We start from the raw sequence: 12,925 nt of genomic DNA on the forward strand, positions 1-12,925 counted from the left end.
GTTGGGTGTGCCGGTGGCACGCATCCCACCGAGTCCCGCCGTGCGCGCGGCGACGCGCCAGGGGCTGTCGGTCGCGATCGCGACGGGGCTGTACGGCGTCTCGTTCGGGGCGCTCTCGGTGGCCGCCGGGATCGGTGTGCTGCCCACCATGGCGCTGAGCCTGCTGCTGTTCTCGGGCGGCTCCCAGTTCGCGCTCGTCGGCGTCGTCGGGGCGGGCGGGTCGCCCGTGGCGGCCGTCGCGACCGCGGCCCTGTTGGGCGCCCGCAACACCCTCTACGGCGCGGTGGTCACGCCGCTGCTCGGCGTGCGCGGGCCGCGGCGCGCGCTCGCGGCGCAGCTCACCATCGACGAGTCGACCGCGGTCGCCGCCGCCCAGGCCGACCGGCGCGCCGCGCGCGCCGGGTTCTGGGTCACCGGAGTGGGCGTGTTCGCGCTGTGGAACGCGTTCACTCTGCTCGGCGCCCTGGCGGGGCACGCGATGGGCGACCCGCGCGCGTGGGGCCTCGACGCGGCGGCGGCTGCGGCCTTCCTGGCGCTGGTGTGGCCGCGGCTCGCCTCGCGCGCGACCCAGGTCGTGGCGGGCGTCGCCGTCCTCGTGTCGGTCGCGCTCATCCCCGTGGCGCCGTCGGGCATCCCGGTGCTCGCCGCGGCGGCGTCGGCGATCGTCGTCGGCTGGGTGGCCGGGCCGCGCGCCACGGCGCCCGCGAGCGAGCGGGCGGGCGCATGAGCGCCGCAGCGCTGTGGGCCACGGTTCTGGCGGCCTCACTCGCGTGCTTCGCGCTCAAGCTCGCCGGGCACCTGGTGCCCGAGCACTGGCTGGCCGACCCGCGCGTCGCGCGCCTGACCTCGCTGGTGACCGTCGCGCTGCTCACCTCGCTCGTCGTGGTCCAGACGCTGGGCGCGGGCCGCGGCGTGACGCTCGACGCCCGCCTGCCCGCCCTCGCCGTGGCCGCGATCGCGCTCGTCCTGCGCGCGCCGTTCATCGTGGTCGTGGTGCTCGCGGCGGCGACCGCCGCCGGCCTGCGGTGGCTCGGGTGGGGCTGAGGCGCGGTCGTCCCCACGCGTGACGGTACGGTCGAGCCCATGGCTCTGTTCACCTCCGCCGACGGCGTGAGCGCCGACGTCTCGGTCCGGCCCGCCGTGCCCGGTGACGAGGACGCCGTGACCCGCGTCCAGACCGCGGCGTGGCGCGTGGCGCCCGCGCTGGGCGACGCCGTCGTCGACCTTGTGGACGCCGACGCCGTCCGCGCGCGGTGGGCGCAGGCGGTGACCGCTCCGCCAGGCCCGGGATTCGCGGTGCTGGTCGCGCTGGCGGGGCCGGCCGTCGTCGGCTTCACCGCGGTGGCGCCGGGCCAACTGCTCGCCCTGGAGGTCGACCCGGCCCACCGCCGGCGCGGGCACGGCTCACGGCTCCTGTCGGCCGCCGTCGACCGGCTGCGCGCCGACGGCGCCGACGCCGTGGTCACCTGGGTGCTCGACGGCGACGAGGCGCGCGAGCGCTTCCTCGGGCAGTCCGGGCTCGGCCCCGACGGCCCCGAGCGCGCGTTGGCCGTCGGGCTTGAGGCCGACGGGGTGCGCAGCGTCGTCGAGCACCGCTGGTCCGCGCTGCTGTGAGCTGATCCGGGCCGCGCGCCGCGTGCAACCGCGCGCGCCAGCGACGCGCGCGCCGACGCGCGGCGGCCTCCGCGCGGGCGTCAGGGCTGTTTGACTTGGCCGATGGTCACCTCCGGCGACTCGCTGTGGCGCACCCTTGTGGGCCTGCGAGGCAACCCCCGCGCCTGCGTCTGGACCGAGCCCCTGTGGGGCCTGTCGATGGCGCTCGTGCTCCCGTACCTCTCGGTGTTCATGCTGTCCCTGGGCCTGCATGACAGCCAGATCGGCATGCTGGCGACCATCGGCATGGTGTCGCAGGTGGGCTTCGGCCTGGCCGGCGGCATCATCACCGACCGGATGGGCAGACGCGCGACGACCGCGTGGTTCGACGTGGCGGCCTGGGTCATCCCGTGTGTGCTGTGGGCGTTCGCCCAGAACTTCTGGTTCTTCCTCGCCGCCTCGCTCGTCAACGGCGCGCTGCAGGTGACCCAGAACTCGTGGGACTGCCTCATGGTCGAGGATGCCGAGCGCGGCAAGATCACGCGGATCTACTCGCTCGTCAAGGTCGCGGCCGACTGCTCGGCGCTGTTCGCGCCGATCGCGGCCGTGCTGGTCGCCCAGCTCGGGCTGGAGCCCGCGGTGCGCATCCTGTTCGTCAACGCGGCGCTGGTCATGACCGTCAAGATCGTGTGGCTGTACCGGTGGTCGTCGGAGACCCGCCAGGGCAAGGTCCGCATGGAGCAGACGCGCGGGCAGAGCGTGTGGCGGCTCCTGGCCGGATACCGCGGCGCCCTGGGCCTGCTGCTGCGCTCGCGCGGCTCGCTGCTCGCCCTCGTGGTCGCGGCGCTGACCGCGGCGGTCACGCTCGTCAACGGCACGTTCTGGCAGGTCGTGGTCAGCCAGCACCTGCACGTGCCGGACGCGCTGCTGCCGTTCTTCCCCATGGTCCGCTCGATGCTGTCGGCGCTCTTCTTCTTCACGCTCATCCCACGGCTGACCACCTCCGTGGACCTCAAACGGCCCACGCTGTGGGGGTTCGGGGTGTACCTCGCGGGGCAGCTCGCCCTGGTGGCGATCCCGGCCGCCGACGGCGCGGCGACGGCGGGCACCTTCGCGTTCCTCGCGCTGTGCCTGCTGCTCGACAGCTTTGGCGCGGGCATGCTCTTCATGCTCTCGGAGTCGCTGGTGGCGCTGCACGTCGACGAGGCCGAGCGCTCGCGCGTCATGGCGATCCAGCGCACGTGCGTCATGCTCGCCGCGGCGCCGTTCGGGTGGGTCGCGGGGTGGCTGTCGGGGATGGACCGCACCTACCCGTTCCTGCTCACCGCGGGGCTGCTCGCCGTCGGACTCGTGGTCACCTGGGCACGCTGGGTGCCGACCCACGCCGACCTGGACGCCGCGCTCGCCGCGCAAGAGCCCGCGACGTGACGGCCCCCTCGTCACGCAGCCGTGACACAACGGTGACACGCCGCTAGCACGCCGTTGGCACGCTGGCCACGTGACCCGGATCGTGACGAACTACTTCGCAGCCGCATCCGACGACGTCGCGGCAATGGCTCTGCTGGACCCCGAGGGACCGTCTGCGCTGGCGCAGGGCTCGGGCGAACCGCTCTTCGACACGGTGGAGCTGCCGTCGATCGAGCCGTTCGTGATGCTGGGCACGCTCTACGAGCTGCTCTCAGGTCGGCCCTACCGCGAGTGCACCGCGGAGGATCGGCACGGGCAGGTGGTGGGCGGCTCGGATGAGGGCCCGTGGGTCGTCACGCTGTCGGACGGCCTCGTGAGCGCGCTCGCGCAGACGCATCGGGCGCGCCTGGCCGAGGTCGCCGAGCGGTGGGCCCGCACTCCTGAGCTGCGCACGCTCAACCCGCAGCGCCAGCCGGTGCGGCTCGGCGGCGCGGTGGCCTCACTCGCCGCGTTGGCTCACCGCGCGGTCGAGGTGCGCCACTCGCTGTACTGCTGGACGTGCCTGCCCGAGTGACGCGGTGTGGTCAGTACAGGGCCGACGCCTGGCGAAGCGCGGCCCTGGCCCGCTTGCGGTCACCCGCGGCGTCGTAGGCGAAGGCCAGGCGGTACCACGCGCGCCAACTGTCCGGCGCGGCCTCGACCGCCTCGCGGTAGGGGCCGAACGCCGCGTCGGCGGCGGCTTTGTCGATCCGCCCGCCCGGTGAGCGCGGCAGGTCGTCGACCGGCAGACCGCCACTGGCCGCGAGCTCGTCGGCCATGCGCTGCACGCGCGTGGCCAGGCGGAACTCGACGGCGATGAGCCCCACCACGAGCAGCGGGATGATCAGCGCGGCGGCGCCGATGGCCACGACCAGCGGCTCGCCTGTGCGGATCATCGATATCCCGCGGCCCGCGACCGCCCACACGTACAGCGCGAGCAGCATCGTGACGACGACGGCGCCCACCAGGCCGCGCGCAGGACGCCGCGCGCCGTGCGCCATCACAGCTCCAGCAGGTGCTCGAGCCCGACGGTCAGGCCGGGCCGCGATCCGACCTGACGCACCGCGAGCAGCACACCCGGCATGAACGACACCCGGTCGAACGAGTCCTGACGGATGAGCAGCTGCTCGCCCGGGTTGCCGAGCAGCACCTCCTCGTGGGCGACGAGGCCACGCAGCCGCACCGCGTGCACGCGCACGCCGTCGACGTCGGCGCCGCGCGCCTCCCAGCCGGTCTCGGTCGCGTCGGGCATCGGCCCCAGGCCCGCCCCGCGGCGCGCCGCCGCGATCGCCTCGGCGGTGTGCCGCGCCGTGCCGGAGGGGGCGTCGACCTTGTTCGGGTGATGCAGCTCGATCACCTCGGCGGACTCGAAGAACCGCGCGGCCTGGGCCGCGAACCGCATCGCGAGCACCGCGGACAGCGCGAAGTTCGGCGCGATGACGACGCCCAGGCCCCGCTCCCGCTCGGCGTTGACCCGCGCGGCGTGCTCGGCGACGCGGGCGCGCGACTCGTCGGTCCAGCCGGTCGCCCCGACCACGGCGTGCACGCCCGCGTCGAGCAGCGCGTGCACGTTCGCCTCGGTGGCGCCGGGCACGGTGAAGTCCACCGCCACCTGGGCGCCGGCGCCGCGCACCGCTGCGGCGACGTCCTGGCCGGCCTCGACGCGCGCGACGAGCTCCATGTCGGCGGCTGCCTCGACCGCGGCGCACGTCGTGGCGCCCATGCGCCCGGCGGCGCCCAGCACGGCGACGCGGATCTGCTGGGTCATCGTGGTCCTTCCAGTTCCGGATTCGGGTGGTTGAGCAGGGGCGCGGGTCAGTCTCCGAAGGGTCCCACACGCACCACCGAGCGCGGACGCGCGGCCAGGTCGACCGCCAGGTCGCGCACGTCGTCCACGGTCACGGCGCGGATGCGCTCCAGTGACTCCTCGAGGCTGAGGATCTCACCGAACACCAGCTCGGCCTTGCCCAGCCGGCTCATGCGCGAGCCCGTGTCCTCCAGCCCGAGCACGAGTCCGCCCGACAGCTGCCCGATCGAGCGCTCGAGCTCGGCGGCCGTGATGCCGTCGCAGGCGAGCCGGTCGAGCTCCTCGTGCAGCAGCCGCTCGACGACCTCGGCCTTCGACGGCGCACAGCCCGCGTACAGGCCGAACGTGCCGAGCCCGCCGTGGCCGGCCGCGAACGAGTAGGTCGAGTAGGCCAGTCCGCGCCGCTCGCGGATCTCCTGGAACAGGCGCGAGCTCATGCCGCCGCCGAGCACCGCGTTGAGCACGCTGAGCGCGAAGCGCCGCTCGTCGGTCGCGGTGAGCCCGGTCGAGCCCACGATGACATTGGCCTGCTCGACGGCGCGGTGCACCGACAGCTCGACGCCCTCGGTGGGCACGCCCTCGGTCTGCGGCGCGTCGGAGCGCCGCTCGCGCGGGGCGACGGCCTCCTCGAGCGCCCATCCACCGTGCGTCAACGCCTCGGTGACCTGACCCACGACGGTGTCGTGGTCGACGCCGCCCGCGGCCGCGACCACGAGCGTGTCCGGGCGGTAGTGCCAGCGGTAGTGCTCCCAGACGGCGTCGCGCGGCACGGCGCGGATGGTGTCGGGTGTGCCCCCGATGGGCCGCCCGAGCGGGTGCGCGCCGAGCACGGCCTGCGCGAACTCCTCGTGCACGACGTCGCTCGGGTCGTCGTCGTTCATGGCGAGCTCTTCGAGGATGACGCCGCGCTCGGTCTCCAGCTCGCCCTCGTCGAGGCGCGCGGAGGTGACCATGTCGGCGATGACGTCGATCGCCATCGGCAGGTCGGAGTCGAGCACCCGCGCGTAGTAGCAGGTGTGCTCCTTGCCGGTCGCCGCGTTGGCCTCGCCGCCGACGGCGTCGAACGCCTCGGCGATGTCCATGGCGCTGCGCTGCGTGGTGCCCTTGAACAGCAGGTGCTCAAGGAAGTGCGTCGAGCCGTGGTGCCCGTCGGTCTCGTCCCGCGAGCCGACGCCGACCCACGCGCCCACGGTCGCCGAGCGCTGGCCCGGCATGTGCTCGGTGAGCACCCGGACGCCGCCGGGCAGGACGGAGCGACGGATCGTCGCCCCGTCCTGCCCGGCGGTCAACTCGGCACCCGGCTCGCCCGCCGCGATGAGCGGGAGGTGCCAGGTCATACTCAGGCCTCGGCGGGCTCAGCGCCCTCGGCCGGGGCCTCGGACTGTGCGTCGTCCTCGTCGGTCACGGCCACGAGCGACAGCTTGCCGCGCGGGTCGATCTCGCCGATCTCGACCTGGACCTTCTGGCCCACCGACAGCACGTCGTCGACGTTCTCGACGCGCTTGCCGCCCACGAGCTTGCGGATCTGCGAGATGTGCAGCAGCCCGTCCTTGCCCGGGGACAGCGAGATGAACGCGCCGAACGACGTCGTCTTGACGACGGTGCCGACGAAGCGCTCGCCCACCTCGGGCACGTGCGGGTTCGCGATCGCGTTGATCGCCGCACGCGCGGCCTCCGCCGACGGGCCGTCGGTGGCGCCGATGTAGACCGTGCCGTCGTCCTCGATCGAGATGTCGGCGCCGGTCTCCTCCTGGATCTGGTTGATCATCTTGCCCTTGGGGCCGATGACCTCGCCGATCTTGTCGACCGGCACCTTGACCGAGATGACGCGCGGGGCGTTCGGGGACATCTCGTCCGGGACGTCGATGGCCTCGTTGATGACGTCGAGGATCGTCACGCGGGCCTCGTGGGCCTGGGTCAGCGCGCCGGCGAGCACCGAGGCGGGGATGCCGTCGAGCTTGGTGTCGAGCTGGATGGCGGTGACGAACTCGCGCGTGCCGGCGACCTTGAAGTCCATGTCGCCCAGCGCGTCCTCGGCGCCGAGGATGTCGGTCAGCGCGACGTAGCGCGTCTGGCCGTCGACCTCGTCGGAGATGAGGCCCATCGCGATGCCCGCGACAGGGGCGCGCAGCGGCACACCGGCGTTGAGCATCGACAGCGTCGAGGCGCACACCGAGCCCATGGACGTCGAGCCGTTCGAGCCCAGCGCCTCGGAGACCTGGCGGATCGCGTAGGGGAACTCCTCACGCGAGGGCAGCACCGGCACGAGGGCGCGCTCGGCGAGCGCGCCGTGGCCGATCTCGCGGCGCTTGGGCGAGCCCACGCGGCCGGTCTCACCCGTCGAGAACGGCGGGAAGTTGTAGTTGTGCATGTAGCGCTTGCGCGTGACCGGCCCGAGCGAGTCGATCTGCTGCTCCATGCGCAGCATGTTGAGCGTGGTCACACCCAGGATCTGGGTCTCGCCGCGCTCGAAGATGGCCGAGCCGTGCACGCGCGGGATGACCTCGACCTCGGCCGAGAGCGTGCGGATGTCGCGCGGACCGCGACCGTCGATGCGGATCTGCTCGGTGAGCACGCGGTGGCGCATGAGCTTCTTCTGCACCGAGCGGAAGGCGGCCGAGACCTCCTTCTCGCGACCCTCGAACTGCTCGCCCAGCTCGGCCAGCAGCTCGGCCTTGATCTCGTCGAGGCGGGCCTCACGGGTCTGCTTGTCGGCGATCGTCAGGGCCTGCGACGCGCGCTCGGTGGCGGCGGCCTCGACGGCGGCGTACGCGTCGTCCTGGTAGTCCGGGAACAGCGGGAACTCCTGGACCTCCTTGGCGGCCTGGGCGGCGAGCTGGGCCTGGGCCTCGCACAGCGCGCGCAGGAACGGCTTGGCGGCCTCGATGCCCTCGGCCACGACGGCCTCGGTCGGCGCCTGGACGCCCTCCTGGATGAGCCTCCAGGCGTCGTCGGTCGCCTCGGCCTCGATCATCGCGATGGCGACGTCGACGTCACCCGCGGCGTCGGTGACGACGCGGCCGGCGACGACCATCTCGAAGACGGCGCGCTCCTTGTCCGAGTACTTCGGGAAGGCGACCCACTGGCCGTCGATGAGCGCGATGCGCACACCCGCGACCGGACCCGAGAAGGGCAGGCCGGAGATCTGGGTCGACAGCGACGCGGCGTTGATCGCGAGCACGTCGTAGGCGTCGTCGGGGTGGATGGCCAGGACCGTCACGACGACCTGGACCTCGTTGCGCAGGCCCTTGACGAACAGGGGGCGCAGCGGGCGGTCGATCAGACGGCAGGCGAGGATCGCCTCGGTCGAGGGACGGCCCTCTCGGCGGAAGAACGAGCCGGGGATGCGCCCCGCGGCGTACATGCGCTCTTCGACGTCGACCGTCAGCGGGAAGAAGTCGAACTGCTCCTTGGGGTGCTTGCCGGCCGTCGTGGCCGACAGGAGCATCGTCTCGCCGTCGAGGTAGGCGGCGACTGAGCCGGCCGCCTGGCGGGCCAGACGGCCCGTCTCGAAGCGGACGGTGCGGGTGCCGAAGCGGCCGTTGTCGATGACGGCCTCGGCGAACTGGATCTCGGGACCCTCCACGGGTGCCCTCCCATCTGCGAGGGCGCCGGTTCCGGCGGTCTTCGATCGAGGCCCACCGACAGCCTCCGCGTGGAGCGGGGCGACGTTCGGGAGGCCACTACCGAGGACCGGACGGGAGCCCGGCGCGACATGGTTCTGCTACGTGACTACGGGTACATCTCACCAGAACGGCCCGGCCCCAGCGAGAGGGACCGGGCCGGTCTGGCGTCAGATGTCAACGGCGTGTGGCGTCCCGTGGGAGCGGGCCGCCGCCATCGCCGCCTACGGCTCGGCCGAGGAGCGTCAGCGACGCAGGCCGAGGCGCTCGATCAGCGAGCGGTAACGCTGGATGTCGATCTTCTGGAGGTAGCCCAGGAGGCGACGGCGCTGGCCGACGAGCAGGAGCAGGCCACGACGCGAGTGGTGGTCGTGCTTGTGCTCCTTGAGGTGCTCGGTCAGGTCCTTGATGCGCTGCGTCAGGAGCGCGATCTGCACCTCGGGCGAGCCCGTGTCACCCTCGTGGGTCGCGTACTCGGTGATGATCGCCTTCTTGGTGGCGTTGTCGAGCGGCATGTGGCTCTCCTCGGTGTCGTTGCGCGGTGCACCGGGGCTCTTCCACCGGGCGCTCTGGATCCGCGGCCGTTCGTACGGCCTGGTCATCCTACCAGCGCGGCCCTGCCCGTCCGGTCGCAGGGCGCGTGCGGCCCGTCACCCCAGCAGGTCGCGCGCCCGGTCGACGTCGGCGCGCATCTGCACGACCAAGTCGTCCACGCTGTCGAACCGCAGCGTCGGGCGCAGCCGCTCGACGAACTCGACGACGACCTCCTCGTCGTACAGGTCGAGGTCGTCGCGGTCCAGCACGTAGGCCTCCACGCGCCGGTCCACGCCGTCGAACGTCGGGTTGGTGCCCACCGACACCGCCGCCGGAAGCACGCGGTCGGCGTGATCGGCGTGGTCCGGGCCCGCCGCGGCGAGCCCGGGACGGCGCAGCCATCCGGCGTAGACGCCGTCGGCCGGCACCATGCCCTGGATGGCGCCGAGGTTGGCGGTGGGGAAGCCGAGCAGGCGTCCGCGCGCGTCGCCGTGCACGACGAGGCCGCGCACCCGATGCGCGCGCCCGAGCACGTCGGCGGCGCCGGCGACGTCGCCCTCGGCGAGCAGGGCCCGCGCCGCCGAGCTCGACCAGCGGGGGCTGCCGCCCGCGGTCTGCGGACGGCACACACCGATGTCGTCGACCGCGACGACCTCGAACCCGTGCGCTCCGCCGAGCTCGACCATGGTGGCCAGCGAGCCGGAGTTGCCCTTGCCGAACCGCACGTCGTGGCCGACGACGACGGTGCGCGCCGCCAGCGCCTCGACGAGGTAGCGGGTGACGAACTCCTCGGGCGTCAGGCCCGCCAGGTCGAGCGTGTAGCGCAGGACGAGGACGGCGTCGAGCCCGGTCTGGGCCATCAGGTCGAGCCGGTCGTCGAGCCCGGTCAGCAGCTCGGGCGCGTCGTCGGGGCGGTGCACCTGCGCCGGGTGCGGGTCGAACGTCACGGCGACGGCGGCGCGGCCGTCGGCGCGCGCGAGGCCGACCACGCGGCCGAGCACCGCGCGGTGTCCGCGGTGCACACCGTCGAAGTTCCCGATCGTCACCACGCAGGAGGAGTGACCGCCCTGCCCCACACCGGCCGTGAGGGCCTTGGCGGCCTCGGCCAGGTCATGCCACACCTGCACGCGCTTCGCTCCTCGTCGTCCGCTCGTCCTCGGCCCGGAGCCCGACCCGAACCGCACGAAGGCCAAGCGTAGAGCGTGATCACACGCGCCTGGGCGCGCGAGGCGGCGCAGACGCGACGGGGCGCGCGCGGCGATGCCGCGCGCGCCCCGTCACCTGACGTCCTCAGCGTGCGTCGTCGTACCCGGCGAACCCCGCCTCGTCATCGAGCTTCTCCAGCACCACGCGGGGCTTGATGAGCTTGCTCGGCTCCAGGTCGTCGTACCCGGCGAAGCCAGCGGCGTCGTCGTACTGGTTCGCGGGCTGCGTGTCGTTCGTGCGGTCCTGCATGTCGTCGTCGACCTCCTCGTGCGGCGTGCGATGCCTCCATCCTGGCCCCCGGGGGGTGGCCCCACACCTCCGGTCGGCGTGGCGTGCCTCACGATTCGGCGCGCCTCGACGTCAGCCCGCCGTCGACGACGACGTCCGTCCCGTTGACCCAGGAGGCCTCGCGCGACAGCAGGAACGCCACGACGGCCGCGATCTCCTCGGGCTGCGCGTGGCGGCCCGTGTGCGCCGCGGCCCGCTGGACCGCGCCGCCCATCGAGGTCTCGAAGTCGCCGAGGATCGGCGTCTCGACGGGCCCCGGGCTCACGGTGCAGCTGCGCACGCCGCGGGGCGCCAGCCGCGCGCACAGGCGCCGGGAGTAGGCGAGCACGGCCTTCTTCGACACGTCGTAGGCCTGCGCGCCGCTGATCCCGCTGGACCCGGCCCACTCGAGCGCCGCGTCGTCGTCGGCCGCCAGCAGCCATGCGATCCGGTCCTCGAAGCCGGGGTGGTATCCGGCGAGCGAGGCGACGGCGACGATCGCGCCGCCGACCGCGATCCTGTCGGCCAGCGCCTCGGTCAGGCGTCGCGTGCCGAGCAGGTTGACCCCGATCACCGTCCGCGGGGGCGCGGTGCCGGGCACGCCCGCGACGTTCGCGAGCCCGTCGATGCGGTCGGGCAGCGCGCCGAGCGCCTCGCGGACACTGTCGGCGTCGGCCAGGTCGCACTCGACGAACTCGATCGCGTCGTCCGGCGCGGCCTTGCGGTCGAGTCCGATCACCTCGCAGTCCTGGGCCAACCGGCGCGCGAGCGCGGCGCCGATTCCGGACGCCGCCCCGGTCACGACGACGCGCCTCATGTCCCCTCGATCCGCGGCGGCCGCGCCACGCGCCCCTCGGCGTCCCGCGCGCCCGGTACCCCGCGGGGGCGGTAGGCGATCGGCTCGACGCCGGGCTGCAGCACGTAGAGCCCGCCGGGCTCGTGGGCCGCGAGCGCCAGCCGCGCGACCGTCGCGGCGGACAGGAGCGGGAACTGGCCCGTGCGGTACTGGGCGGGGATGAGGCCGGTGTTCACGAAGCCGGGACAGATCGCCGAGAGCGTGACGCCCCGGCGCTCCAGGGCGGGCGCCAGCGCCCGCACGAGTCCGACGGCCGCGTGTTTGGTCGCGGTGTAGAGCGGGTCGTCAGGCCAGGTCGCCACGCCGGCGAGCGACGCGGTCACCACGATCCGGCCCGGGCCGTCGGCGTCGCAGGCGGCGCGCAGCGCGGGCGCCGCGGCCCGCACCCCGTTCCACACACCGCGCACGTTGGTCTGCCACAGCAGGTCGAACGTCGCGTCATCGACCGCGAGCGCGTCGGGGCCCGGCCGCGCCACACCCGCGCCGAGGTTGACGTAGGCGAGTCGGCCCAGCCCGGACGCGGCCTCGACGGCGCGCTCCATGTCGTCGGGCGCGCGGACGTCGGTGGCCACGAACCGCCCGCCGACCGCGGTGGCGAGCCTGTCCCCGGCGTCCTCGTCGACGTCCGCGACGACGACCCTCACACCGCGGTCGGCGAGCAGTTCGACGATCGCCCGGCCGACGCCGCTGGCGCCCCCGGTGACCAGGGCGGACTCAGGGCGCTGTGCGCGCATGACGACCTCCCGCGCACGCCGGCGCGGTCACGCGCTGTCGACGGCCATGCCGCCGTCGAAGCGCAGGTAACCGCCTGTCATGTACGACGACTCGTCGCTGGCGAGGAACGCCGCGGCGCTCGCGACCTCCTCGGGGCTCCCGTAGCGGCCGAGCTGGGTCAGTGCGGTGTAGGCGGCCTTGGCCTGCTCGGGGGCGCCGGGTGCGGCGCCGTTCTCGATGTCGCGCATCATGGGCGACTCGATGACGCCCGGCGCCAGCGCGTTGACACGCACGCCCGACCCGGCGAGCTCGGCCGCGGCGGCCTTGGTGAGGCCGATGATCGCGTGCTTGGAGGCGCAGTAGGCGGCGATGAGAGGCACGCCGCGCAGCCCGGCCACCGACGCCACGTTGACGATCACGCCGCCGCCGCGCGCCGCCATCCGAGGCCCCGCGTACTTGAGGCCGAGGAACACGCTGCGCACGTTGACGCGCATGATGGTGTCGAACGAGTCCTCCTCCAGATCGGTCAGCGGCATGATGCCGGCCTGAACGCCGGCGTTGCTGACCAGCACGTCGACGCCGCCGAGCTGGTCGGCGGCGTCGAGGTAGGCCGTGACGCCCTCCGGCGTGGCGACGTCGCCCTCCACCGCCTCCACCTTCGCTCCCTCGGCCTCCACGGCTACGCGCACCGCGTCGAGCGGACTGCGGCCGCTGCCGACGACGACGAGATTCGCCCCCTCAGCGGCCAGGCGCACGGCGATGGCGCCGCCGAGCGCGCCCGCCGCTCCGGTGACGACGGCTGTCTTGCCTGCGAGTCGGTTCCCCATGCCAATCACTTCCCTGTCTCCTCGTTGAGATGCGGATGTGGCTGCGAAGGCT

At 73.7% G+C, this 12,925-nt stretch carries 15 protein-coding genes; 5 read left to right on the top strand and 10 right to left on the bottom strand.

All coding sequences use genetic code 11. The features are described from left to right. Nucleotides 1-13 precede the first annotated feature (13 nt). From EV386_RS08180 to EV386_RS08200, 5 genes are all read left to right on the top strand, one after another. Nucleotides 14-727 (top strand): AzlC family ABC transporter permease, encoded by a 714-nt coding sequence (locus EV386_RS08180; RefSeq protein ID WP_165399877.1) that lies wholly within the window; start codon nucleotides 14-16, stop codon nucleotides 725-727. Beyond that, the gene (locus tag EV386_RS18500) at nucleotides 724-1,044 is read left to right on the top strand and encodes an AzlD domain-containing protein (RefSeq protein WP_130413966.1); all 321 of its coding nucleotides are present in this window, start codon (nucleotides 724-726) and stop codon (nucleotides 1,042-1,044) included. Before EV386_RS08180 ends, EV386_RS18500 begins: the two co-directional genes overlap by 4 nt. Before the next feature lie 39 nt (nucleotides 1,045-1,083). Then, nucleotides 1,084-1,614: a GNAT family N-acetyltransferase gene (locus EV386_RS08190; RefSeq protein ID WP_130413968.1), complete on the top strand. Its 531-nt coding sequence runs from the start codon at nucleotides 1,084-1,086 to the stop codon at nucleotides 1,612-1,614. Nucleotides 1,615-1,716: 102 nt separating this feature from the next. Then, a complete protein-coding gene (locus tag EV386_RS08195) occupies nucleotides 1,717-3,021 on the top strand; it encodes an MFS transporter (protein ID WP_130413970.1) in 1,305 nt (434 codons plus the stop codon). 70 nt (nucleotides 3,022-3,091) lie between these two features. Next, complete coding sequence (locus tag EV386_RS08200; RefSeq protein ID WP_130413972.1) at nucleotides 3,092-3,574, top strand: hypothetical protein; 483 nt, start codon at nucleotides 3,092-3,094, stop codon at nucleotides 3,572-3,574. A gap of 10 nt (nucleotides 3,575-3,584) precedes the next feature. Here EV386_RS08200 and EV386_RS08205 read toward each other — a convergent pair whose 3' ends face one another. From EV386_RS08205 to EV386_RS08245, 10 genes are all read right to left on the bottom strand, one after another. Next, entirely contained in the window at nucleotides 3,585-4,040 is a 456-nt protein-coding gene (locus EV386_RS08205) for a tetratricopeptide repeat protein (protein WP_130413974.1), read from the bottom strand. Further along, a complete protein-coding gene (gene dapB / locus EV386_RS08210) occupies nucleotides 4,040-4,807 on the bottom strand; it encodes a 4-hydroxy-tetrahydrodipicolinate reductase (RefSeq protein WP_130413976.1) in 768 nt (255 codons plus the stop codon). Before dapB ends, EV386_RS08205 begins: the two co-directional genes overlap by 1 nt. Nucleotides 4,808-4,854: 47 nt before the next feature. Next, the gene (locus EV386_RS08215) at nucleotides 4,855-6,183 is read right to left on the bottom strand and encodes a M16 family metallopeptidase (protein ID WP_130413978.1); all 1,329 of its coding nucleotides are present in this window, start codon (nucleotides 6,181-6,183) and stop codon (nucleotides 4,855-4,857) included. A 2-nt stretch (nucleotides 6,184-6,185) separates the two neighbouring features. Further along, nucleotides 6,186-8,432 carry a polyribonucleotide nucleotidyltransferase gene (locus tag EV386_RS08220; protein ID WP_130413980.1) on the bottom strand — a complete coding sequence of 749 codons (2,247 nt, stop codon included), beginning with the start codon at nucleotides 8,430-8,432 and terminating at the stop codon, nucleotides 6,186-6,188. A 282-nt stretch (nucleotides 8,433-8,714) separates the two neighbouring features. Further along, nucleotides 8,715-8,984, bottom strand: a complete 270-nt coding sequence (gene rpsO / locus EV386_RS08225; RefSeq protein ID WP_130413982.1) for a 30S ribosomal protein S15 — start codon at nucleotides 8,982-8,984, stop codon at nucleotides 8,715-8,717. A gap of 135 nt (nucleotides 8,985-9,119) precedes the next feature. Next, entirely contained in the window at nucleotides 9,120-10,130 is a 1,011-nt protein-coding gene (locus EV386_RS08230; protein WP_130413984.1) for a bifunctional riboflavin kinase/FAD synthetase, read from the bottom strand. A gap of 163 nt (nucleotides 10,131-10,293) precedes the next feature. Next, entirely contained in the window at nucleotides 10,294-10,458 is a 165-nt protein-coding gene (locus tag EV386_RS18285; RefSeq protein WP_165399879.1) for a hypothetical protein, read from the bottom strand. Between the two features lie 88 nt (nucleotides 10,459-10,546). Further along, entirely contained in the window at nucleotides 10,547-11,293 is a 747-nt protein-coding gene (locus tag EV386_RS08235) for a coniferyl-alcohol dehydrogenase (protein ID WP_130413986.1), read from the bottom strand. Then, nucleotides 11,290-12,066, bottom strand: coding sequence for an SDR family oxidoreductase (locus EV386_RS08240; RefSeq protein WP_130413988.1), 777 nt, complete (start codon nucleotides 12,064-12,066; stop codon nucleotides 11,290-11,292). Before EV386_RS08240 ends, EV386_RS08235 begins: the two co-directional genes overlap by 4 nt. Nucleotides 12,067-12,093: 27 nt before the next feature. After that, on the bottom strand, nucleotides 12,094-12,873 hold the full coding sequence (locus EV386_RS08245; RefSeq protein ID WP_130413990.1) for an SDR family NAD(P)-dependent oxidoreductase: 780 nt from the start codon (nucleotides 12,871-12,873) through the stop codon (nucleotides 12,094-12,096). Nucleotides 12,874-12,925 lie beyond the last annotated feature (52 nt).

Origin of the sequence: Xylanimonas ulmi, assembly GCF_004216535.1 — a bacterium.
In the GTDB taxonomy this organism is placed as follows: Bacteria; Actinomycetota; Actinomycetes; order Actinomycetales; family Cellulomonadaceae; genus Xylanimonas; species Xylanimonas ulmi.